This is a genomic window from Bacillus marinisedimentorum (genome assembly GCF_001644195.2).
In the GTDB taxonomy this organism is placed as follows: domain Bacteria; phylum Bacillota; class Bacilli; order Bacillales; family Bacillaceae_O; genus Bacillus_BL; species Bacillus_BL marinisedimentorum.
Genome location: NZ_LWBL02000057.1, coordinates 18,397 through 27,421 on the forward strand (window position 1 = coordinate 18,397; position 9,025 = coordinate 27,421).

The window sequence follows — 9,025 nt, forward strand, 5'->3', positions numbered from 1 at the left end:
CGTGTTGGAAAAAAAGCCTTCTGGCGTATTGATCGTAGCATTTATCCTGTTTGCTTTCGGTGTACTGGGAACAGTCATTTTACCGCTTTTCGATGATTCGCTGAATGTTGCTACCCCAAGTGGAGAGCTGCGGAATTATCAGGAGAATTCCCCGGAAGCGAGAGGCAGGGAGATTTATATTGAGAACGGCTGTATGACATGCCATACGCAATTTGTCCGTTCGGTTGAAGCTGACCTGAACCAGGATCTTGGCCCTGTAACAAAAGGCGGCGACTATAAATATGACCTGCCGCACTTGCTCGGGTCAAACCGCACCGGTCCTGACTTGATGTGGGTCGGTATGAAATACAATGAGGAATGGCAGCGCCAGCACTTGCTGGACCCGCAGTCAACCAGCCCTGGTTCAATTATGCCGTCTTATGATTTTTTGACTGAACAGGAACTGGATGACCTGGTAGCTTACCTAATGAGTCTGAAACCGACCGAAGAACGAGTGGCAAGCAGCAAATAACATAGGAGGGCAGGTGTGAATCATGGACGGTAAAGAAAAACATCTTGAAGAAAAAGACAGGGGGCATGAAGAAGAAGTGTCCGGCATCCGTGTCGGCCATAAAAAACTCCCAAGATTTCTGCTCGTAGTATATATCGTGCTCGGCGTTTGGGCAATCGGTTATGCAGTCTTTGCACCGGGGAAACTGGTCGTGTCAGAGACCAGCGAAGCTTCCGCCCAAAAAGGGCAACAAATTGTTGAGGGAACTTGCATGAACTGCCATGCCACCGGCGCAGCCCCTGTACTCGAAGGTGTAACGGACCGATTAAAAGATGACGAGATCCGCCATATTCTCGAAAATGGACGGAACACGATGCCGGCGCTTGGCGACAGGTACAACGAAAAAGAGGTCGACCAAATTTTGGCGTTTCTAAAAACATACAAATAAGGAGGGGAGATCATTGAAAGGATTTATTATCCGGTTATTCACTTACTTTTTAATTCTGACGTTGCCGTATTGGAACGGTTTCAGGGTGGATATTGATGCGAATCGTTTTTATTTATTCGGATATGAACTCGGTTATACCGCCAGCTATTTATTTTTCCTGTTCTTGCTGATGCTGATCGCAGGTTTCATTGGGATGGCGATGGTATGGAAGCGGTTTTTCTGTAAATTTGTGTGCCCGCATAATACGATCAGCTATGCTTTGAATCAGATAGAACTTAAATTCGGAACACCTGGCAAAGCTTTTACGATTTTACTAAGCATTGCGGCGAGTCTTTTTATGGCCGTCTCCACGGTCAGTTTCTTTTATGATCCATCCGTCATTATTGCGTCGCTCGCGAACATTGAGCCAAACAAATACTTCTGGCTTGTGTTGTCATTGTGGTTCATTTATATCGGGATGACATATAAGGCGAGAAATTCATTTTGTAAAGTTTGCCCATACGGACTGGCCCAGGGCGTTTCTGGCATCGACCGGAAAATGAAGCCGATCCGGAACCCCGGTGTATGGATTACATGGGGTACGACAATCGTTTTGTTCGTATTTTTAGTGGCAGGCTGGATGAAATAATGGGCAGAAGGACAGAAAGCAGGTGGAAAAGATGAAGAAAAGACTTTTGAAAAAAGGTGCTGCAGCTGTCGTCTTGGCTCTTGTGCTTACCTCCTGTTCTGCAGCTGAACGTACAAAAGAGGTGTCAGTATCACAACCGACGCAGATAGACTTTGAAATCGACCCCGATTATTCAACGAACTGGTGGAAGGACCAGCCAAACGGTAATTCCATGGTGGATCCTGATTGGGACGGATCGGGTCTCATGCTTACCGCCAATGAAGTAAGTGAAGGCATAACCATTACCGACCTGGAAACAGGTGAACCTGTCAAGTACATTCAGGGAGAAGGCACACCTCACCATATCCATATGAACAAGGAACAGACATGGGCATTTGCGACCCAGCGTTACGGTTCAAGCGTTCTGGCGATTGATATGGAGACTCTTGAGGCGAAAGAAATCACATTTCCGGGAATGGGTGAAAAACCGGGACCGCTGCATCTCGCATTTTCCCATGATGGAAAATATGCCTTTGTCGCATTGAACTCAGCAGGAGCAGTTGCTAAAATCGACGCCAATAAAGCGGAGTTTATCGAAGTGATTGAAGGAGTGGGAGAGCGCCCTCGTGATTTGGCGGTAACACCTGATGGCAAGAAACTTTATGTGAGCAACCAGGCTAGTCCGTTTATTGCTGTAGTCGATCTTGATACGAATAAAGTAAGGCACCTTGAACGGACGAAATCCGATTACGGAAAAGGAACCGGCTCAGGGCTCGACATGTCGAACGACGGAAAGTATGTAGCTGTGTCGAATACGCTTGATAATGAAGTGGCGGTCTATGACACAAAAACGGATAAATTAATCGAAAAGATCGGTGATATTCCAGGTCCGGTAAATGTCTCTTTTATGGGTGAAAGCAATTATTTAGCGACAGGAAACCGTTCTGACGGTTCAACCTCAATTGTCGATACGGAAAGATGGACGCTTGTTGATACGATTGAAACAGGCGGGGGGACGAACATCCCATACCTCGGTCCGGATGGACTCTGGTATACATCACAAAATGGCGCCGGTTTTTTGACAGTCATCGATCCTGATGATCATTTTCGCATCACCCGGAAAATCTGGGGCGTTCAAAATATCCACTGGCTGTATTGGGCGCCGGATGGAAAAACAATGTTCGGCACGAACTGGGGAGAAAAGAAAGTTACAAAGGTCGATATGACAAAACGCAAGGATTTCCGGGAGACCTATCTTGTGGGATTGAATCCTAATGGAATAGCGTTATATACTGATGTATCAGAAGAAAAATTGGAAGAATTCCGCAACAACAACGAAGGAGTGGCGGAAACCGTTGAAAAAGCTTCAACGCTTGTTATTCCTGAACCCAGGGATGAGCGCGAAGAAGCGTTCCTTGGCACATGTCTGCAATGCCATGACATCGGTCGGATCATGAGGAACAATAATAAGGGTGATCAGTGGTCAGCAACAGTTGACCGCATGCAGGGAAACGGAGCCCAAATGACCGACGAAAGCAAGAAGCTGATTGTTGAATACTTGAAATCAAATCAGCATAAGAGTCTCGAGATTCAAACGCAGTTGATGGAGGAATTGAGTGAAGGCAAGGGAAACAATAAGGCAGAACAGCCGGAAGAACAAACAGAGGATAAGGAAAAGAAGTAACGCATTTACGGGAGGTCTGAAGTGGTGAAACGAATGAGCTTCCAGGCCACCTCAAAAAAAAAAGGCAGGCTATGCAGGCGCCTGCCCCTTTTCTTCTGTTGTTACCAGCTGCTCCCAAAAAAGCCGGGCGAGACTATTTGGGAATCCGGCGTCCCGTCTCATGATAAAGAAAGGTCTTTTTATTATTTGTTTGGTAGGGACGATGACAAGTTCGCCTTTTTCAATTTCTTTCCCGCATGCTTTCTGGGAGACAGCGGCGATTCCGAACCCTTTTTTTACAGATTCGATGATTAATTGATTATTGTTGAATTCCATCAGGGATGCGGGTGTCAGATTATGGGACTCCCAATAGCCTGACGCCGCTTGTCTTAATGAACAGCCATGTTCCCTGATCAGCCAGGTCGCTTTCTTTAGGCAGGAAGGGGCAAAGAATCCATCATAAACAAATTCATAAGCCGGCGATGCAACCAGGACTACTTCATCCTCATCGAATGGCTCAACGTAGAATGGATATTTATCTTCCTTTCCTTCAACTAAAGCGATATCAATTTCTTCATTATATAATGAATCTGCGATTTCGTTTGAAGTGCCGACCTTAAGCCGCAGCTGTTCGGGTGAAAAGGCTGATCCAGAATAAAATTCATTTAAAAGATCTGATATGACAGCTTCACCGATTGTATTGCTGCAGCCAATCCTTAAAATATCCGGCTGTTTGGCATTTTTCATGGAAACTGCCAGCTTGTCTATGTAACCAAGCAATTCTTCAGAATGCCGAAGCAGGATTTTGCCATGCTCGGTTAATTCAACTTTGCGCGGTTCCCGTTTAAACAGCCTGACGTCAAAATCGGTTTCAAGCGTTTGAATATGGTGGCTGACAGAAGGCTGGGACATATTCAGAAGCTTTGCCGCTTTTGAAAAGCTTTTTGTCCGTGCAACTGCCAGGAAGGTATCTAGGTGTACTGTATTCATATGATTTTCCTCCAAGTTTGATATTGTGCAAGTATACTATATTTTCCGGCTTTGTTTCACCTAATATTGACAAATTGATAAAAAAGGAGTGGTAAATGATATGATGCCAAAATGGCTGGTAGGCGTATTGAGTGTTCTGATCTCTTTAGCTGTATTCGGACTTGTCTATTTTACAAGAGACACTTCGATAGCTGAAAGAGATATCCCGTTTGAGTTCCTGGCGATTGGTGTCCTTTCTGCAGCAACGCTTTTCACGGTATTGGGAATCCGATACAATCTCAAAAAATGATAATTTAATCGGCTTGCAGTCGTTTGACTGCAAGCCTTTTTTGGCTTGTGCCATTCCAGTGTTATCTGACTTGAGCCACGATGCCGTTGTGAACTTTAATGAAACCATGCCGAATGATATCCAGTCCGTTTTCATAGCAATAAAGCCCCATTTGCCTGATATCCATCAATTCTCTGTACGTATGATTCATCACATCAGCCATAATTGTGTAGTAAAGTCTCGACTTGAACTGGTTGCGCGGTGTCGTCATGATGATATAACCTCCAGGCTTTACGAAACGCCGATGGAAATCAATAATTTCAGATTTATACTCATCAGGAACATGTTCGAGTAAACCGACGCTTAATACGATATCAAACTCTTTGCCATATTTTAAATTGCGGATGTCATCAACTACATATTCAATATTCATCTGGTCTTTATACCAGACTTTCGGGCCGCCGGTAGCCGGATTGGCCCCCAGGAACGGGTAGCTTGAAGGGAAATGACCGAAACGGTCCGTCCTGCAAAATGCATCATAATCTACCAGTACCGCTTCACCGCCGGGATACATGGCAGAAAGCTGCATGGCTTCATAACCTTCAGCGGCCCCCAAAAACAGGATGCGCGGTTTTTTTACATCCAGCCCCTCGAACAAGGCCCGTTTTCCGCGAGGATCCCAGATACCGTCTTCAATTCTGTGTGCATAATTCCAGAGAGATAATCGGACAACGCTCCCAAGCACATGTTTGATCTCCTGCAGCTTGAACGTTGCTGCAGATTTTGACAGCGCTTTCATATTGCTGTTAAGTTCAGCCGGAACATCCTTAATGAACCAACTGTGAAAAGAACGGTTGAAAAATTCCCAGGACGTTTTTACGGGCATTGGTTCCTGGTGCTCTTGTTCCCAATCCAAGCGTTCTTTTGCGAGTTTTTTAACCTGTACCGGTTTACCGATCTTTTTCCAGTTTAATTGTGACCAGTCATGCACGGGGTTTGCAGTTATGAACTTGTCCACATTATCGGGGTTCCGCAAGTCATTGCGATAGCTGGGTGTCAGTGATGTATGATGCAAGTGCTCTTCGTGGAAAGGATGCATGGATGGTTCAGTACGTAATGCCAGGCTCACCACCTCCTATATAACAAATAATGGATTCACTGTGATTAAAGTATGTCACAATGAAAGCTTCACCGTCAATTAATAATCAGAAAATTTAAAAAGCATGGCGCGGATTTGCGTCATGCTTTTTAAGATAAGAAAGTTGTTCATTTGCGGATTTGGAGCCGTTGACCCCTGAAGCATCTCCCCTAAGCAGGCCCCGTTTCGTTGTCCAGCTGCAGTCGCCAGCGGCAATCCACATAAGCGGCGATTCCCTCCGGAAGGAAAATCCGCCGTCCTTCGGGTGACCCGCTTATGCGTACGACGCTGAACGGCGCCTTCAGCATATCGAATTACCAGAAGAACAGGCCGGCGATTGCGATTCCGGCAATGGCTGCCAGGGCAATGCGCTGCGGGCCAAAAAAGAACGGACCGCCGTAAAATCCATAGCCGAAACCGCGGCGGCCACGTCCTCCGTCAGGCTGCAAGTAGACATACTGGCGGTCTACATTGACAATCTTGCCGCGGTACTTGCGGCCATCCCGAGACCTGATATCGACAACCTGACCGCGGTAGCGCCGGCACAGGTCGTAATAACGTGTGCTCATTATAAAACCTCCTTAATCAGCTTACATTTCAGTGTATTGCTGAATAAGGAAGATGGATTGTACTTCTGACCATTGTTTACCGTTTTGTACCGATATATATGTTCCAGCCTATCAATTGTTTTGTTGAATCAAGCATCTTTTCATGTTCCTTAAGTGTCTTGAAATGATCTGCTGAAAGATCGAATTCAGGCATGAATTCTCTAGGGGTTCCGGAAACTGGGAAATCCGGTTTACTTGCCTTTACGTTCTTGAAGTCTAAGGACTCAAGGTGCTTGATCCAGGCATCCGCTGTAGGAATGCTGGATATTCCGTAAAGGGAAGTCATTTGTTCCATCAACTGTTCAGGCAGTGCTGCTTCAGAGGTCATTTCATTCAGGATAAGTTTGCCGCCGGGTTTCAGAACTCTGGTGAATTCATCCAGTGATGCCCGTATGTCAGTAAAGATGACAACAGATTCAGACAGAATGGCATCAAATGAAGCATTGGTAAAAGGCAAAGCAGTTATATCTGCTTGCAGGATTGTCATATTCGGTTTTTCTTCCGGGAACCGGGCTTTCGCTTTCTTGATCATCAAGGGATGGGCATCGACGGCAGTAACGAGAGTATCTGAATGATCTGCCAGGTAAGCTGCAGTTCTGCCAGTTCCACAGCCTGCATCAAGTATCTCTTTTCCTGCAAAGTAATCGGTATGCTGTTCTATTAACTTTTTAGTGAGTGGAAAGCCGCCCGGATGTGCATCTGCGACACCGAGGGCTGCCAGGCATTCAAGATAAGGGTACATGGTCATGCTTTTCAGCTCCAATTGGTTCGGGTACCGCATTTTATGCAGCAGCTGTCGTTAATGGGACTTGTGGACAAGTAAATGATTGCATGCCGCAGAAACAAATTGGAAATGAATGAATTCATGCAAATTGAATAAACTTGTTTGCAAGGGCATGAATCTTTAGCTGCTTAGAAGCTGATTCGTTAGACATTAAATCTGGAAATTGTCAAAAATATGTAATGAAAGGCATGTAATGGAAATGGTAAAATCAGAAGGGAGGGAGGCGCGAATTATGACGATTTTTGGTGTATTGATGACTTTTTTACGAATAAGTGTCATTTTCCTGGCGGGAAATGCTGTGTTATGGTGGGCGGAAATCAGGATTCTCACCGTATTTAGCCCGATGTTTGAAAAAATTGGCCTGTTTGAGATCGACCATGTGATGTCACTTTTGTTTGCAGCCAATCTTTTACTCATTTTCGTGCTGAACAGGCTATATTATAAAAAAAATCCATTTCAGCGAGATGAACCTCAAAGCAGCGTCAAATCAGCTGCAGCCGGACGGCCGCAGTAGGTTTTATAAATATATTCATGTTGAGTGCCCTCCCTGGGTTGACCGGGGAGTTTTTTTATGACGTCATATACAATGGGAATCAAACGCAGGGCGGTAATTTCACATAATCCAACAGAAGTTTTCACTAAAGTTTCTCTATGAAGCAGAGGTCTCCGGCTGGCAAAATGAAAACGCTATATGTACAATAAACTTGAATGGATTAACATTTGCTACATAAAAAAGGAGAGGATAAAATGAGTGAGGAAATGAAGCAAGAAACAGTCGTGGAACGTTCTCTGCCCCGAATCGGTTCGCCGGCACCGCAATTTGAGGCGGTGACAACCCACGGAACGCTCCGCCTGGAAGATTATAAAGGAAGCTGGCTCATCCTGTTCTCACATCCTGCCGACTTCACGCCGGTCTGTACAACTGAATTTGTCGCTTTTCAAAACATTTATCCTGAATTGCGCAAGCTGAATACGGAACTCCTTGGATTAAGTATTGACAGTGTCCATTCACATATCGCCTGGGTCAGGAATATCGAGAAAAATTTCGATGTGAAGATTGAGTTTCCAGTCATTGCTGACTTGAACAAAGATGTAGCCTACAAATATGGAATGATCATGCCGGAAGAAAGCAGCACCGAAACATCGCGGGCTGTATTCGTGATCGATCCCGATCAGAAAATTCGTGCGATCATCTATTATCCGCTTACAACAGGCCGTAATATGGATGAAATCCTGCGTCTTGTGAAAGCGCTTCAGACCACCGATGAACATGCTATCGCCACACCTGCAAACTGGCAGGAAGGCGAGAAAGTTATCGTTCCGCCGGCAACGACAACTGAGGGGGCGGCTGAACGTGAAACAGAGGGGTATGAATGCATCGATTGGTACCTGTGCAAGAAGAACGTATGATAGGGGATGAATAGATGGCCTGTGTAAATGCCGATGGAACACTGACCGGCACAGCCAGAAAAATTTTGAATGTTCTTACTGATGAAGTGAAAAGTACGGACGAAATTGCAGCATCAGCAGGCCTTCCGATGTTCAAAGTCAGGAGCCTGGTTAGGGAAATGGCGCAATCAGGGGTTGTTGACCAGCTGGAAACCGGATATCTCATTTCTGAAAAGGGAATGGAAAAATTGAATCAGCATAAATAGAACCCCGGCGAGAGCAACGGGTTCAGTAATCAAAGAGAAAAAATAGACAGCAAGCTGACCGAGGACGGAATCGCATATGATTTCGTCCTTTTTTACTTGTATTTTGATGTTTTTTGCAACAGAACAGGAATTGACACGCTTTCAGCGCTTCAAACTTCAAAAAGGCATTCTGCGGAAAAAACTGGTGCTTAGCATTCATTTCTTTTTGGAATAGGGAATTAAGAGGTTTTATGGGTGAAGGGATATAGCTGTTATTCAACAAACTAGGCAGTATATTGTGGAAGAAGAAATCCGCTGTCCTGAATCTTGCCCGTCACCCGGCATGAAACCGAGGAGTTATGGCTTGAAAACCGGGCTGAACGGCGCGAAACATG

The 9,025-nt window shown here is 45.3% G+C and carries 13 protein-coding genes; 8 read left to right on the plus strand and 5 right to left on the minus strand.

Annotated features, from left to right (window positions below):
- The first annotated feature begins 4 nt into the window (after positions 1–4).
- The 4 genes from A4U59_RS16755 to A4U59_RS16770 are packed head-to-tail and all read left to right on the plus strand — an operon-like array spanning position 5 to position 3,229.
- Positions 5–511 (plus strand): cbb3-type cytochrome c oxidase subunit II, encoded by a 507-nt coding sequence (locus tag A4U59_RS16755; protein WP_070121425.1) that lies wholly within the window; start codon positions 5–7, stop codon positions 509–511.
- Positions 512–533: 22 nt separating this feature from the next.
- Positions 534–938: a c-type cytochrome gene (locus tag A4U59_RS16760; protein ID WP_070121426.1), complete on the plus strand. Its 405-nt coding sequence runs from the start codon at positions 534–536 to the stop codon at positions 936–938.
- A 13-nt stretch (positions 939–951) separates the two neighbouring features.
- Entirely contained in the window at positions 952–1,566 is a 615-nt protein-coding gene (locus A4U59_RS16765) for a 4Fe-4S binding protein (RefSeq protein ID WP_070121427.1), read from the plus strand.
- A 31-nt stretch (positions 1,567–1,597) separates the two neighbouring features.
- On the plus strand, positions 1,598–3,229 hold the full coding sequence (locus A4U59_RS16770) for a YncE family protein (protein ID WP_070121428.1): 1,632 nt from the start codon (positions 1,598–1,600) through the stop codon (positions 3,227–3,229).
- Positions 3,230–3,298: 69 nt separating this feature from the next.
- Here A4U59_RS16770 and A4U59_RS16775 read toward each other — a convergent pair whose 3' ends face one another.
- Positions 3,299–4,198, minus strand: coding sequence for a LysR family transcriptional regulator (locus A4U59_RS16775; protein WP_070121429.1), 900 nt, complete (start codon positions 4,196–4,198; stop codon positions 3,299–3,301).
- Between the two features lie 100 nt (positions 4,199–4,298).
- Here A4U59_RS16775 and A4U59_RS16780 point away from each other — a divergent pair, with 100 nt between their 5' ends.
- A complete protein-coding gene (locus A4U59_RS16780) occupies positions 4,299–4,487 on the plus strand; it encodes a hypothetical protein (RefSeq protein WP_070121430.1) in 189 nt (62 codons plus the stop codon).
- Positions 4,488–4,548: 61 nt separating this feature from the next.
- On the opposite strand, the gene A4U59_RS16785 is transcribed toward A4U59_RS16780, so the two are convergent.
- The 4 genes from A4U59_RS16785 to A4U59_RS16795 all read right to left on the minus strand — a co-directional run bounded on the left by A4U59_RS16785 (position 4,549) and on the right by A4U59_RS16795 (position 6,960).
- Positions 4,549–5,595 (minus strand): class I SAM-dependent methyltransferase, encoded by a 1,047-nt coding sequence (locus tag A4U59_RS16785; protein ID WP_342670203.1) that lies wholly within the window; start codon positions 5,593–5,595, stop codon positions 4,549–4,551.
- An 85-nt stretch (positions 5,596–5,680) separates the two neighbouring features.
- Entirely contained in the window at positions 5,681–5,827 is a 147-nt protein-coding gene (locus A4U59_RS21890) for a hypothetical protein (RefSeq protein WP_169823996.1), read from the minus strand.
- A 91-nt stretch (positions 5,828–5,918) separates the two neighbouring features.
- Complete coding sequence (locus A4U59_RS16790; RefSeq protein ID WP_070121432.1) at positions 5,919–6,173, minus strand: hypothetical protein; 255 nt, start codon at positions 6,171–6,173, stop codon at positions 5,919–5,921.
- Positions 6,174–6,249: 76 nt separating this feature from the next.
- Complete coding sequence (locus A4U59_RS16795; RefSeq protein ID WP_070121433.1) at positions 6,250–6,960, minus strand: class I SAM-dependent methyltransferase; 711 nt, start codon at positions 6,958–6,960, stop codon at positions 6,250–6,252.
- A 268-nt stretch (positions 6,961–7,228) separates the two neighbouring features.
- On the opposite strand from A4U59_RS16795, the gene A4U59_RS16800 reads away from it, so the two are divergent.
- The 3 genes from A4U59_RS16800 (at position 7,229) to A4U59_RS16810 (ending at position 8,651) form a co-directional block, all read left to right on the plus strand.
- Positions 7,229–7,510: a hypothetical protein gene (locus A4U59_RS16800; protein ID WP_070121434.1), complete on the plus strand. Its 282-nt coding sequence runs from the start codon at positions 7,229–7,231 to the stop codon at positions 7,508–7,510.
- Positions 7,511–7,743: 233 nt separating this feature from the next.
- Positions 7,744–8,406: a peroxiredoxin gene (locus A4U59_RS16805; protein ID WP_211274962.1), complete on the plus strand. Its 663-nt coding sequence runs from the start codon at positions 7,744–7,746 to the stop codon at positions 8,404–8,406.
- 14 nt (positions 8,407–8,420) lie between these two features.
- The gene (locus tag A4U59_RS16810; protein WP_070121435.1) at positions 8,421–8,651 is read left to right on the plus strand and encodes a hypothetical protein; all 231 of its coding nucleotides are present in this window, start codon (positions 8,421–8,423) and stop codon (positions 8,649–8,651) included.
- Positions 8,652–9,025 lie beyond the last annotated feature (374 nt).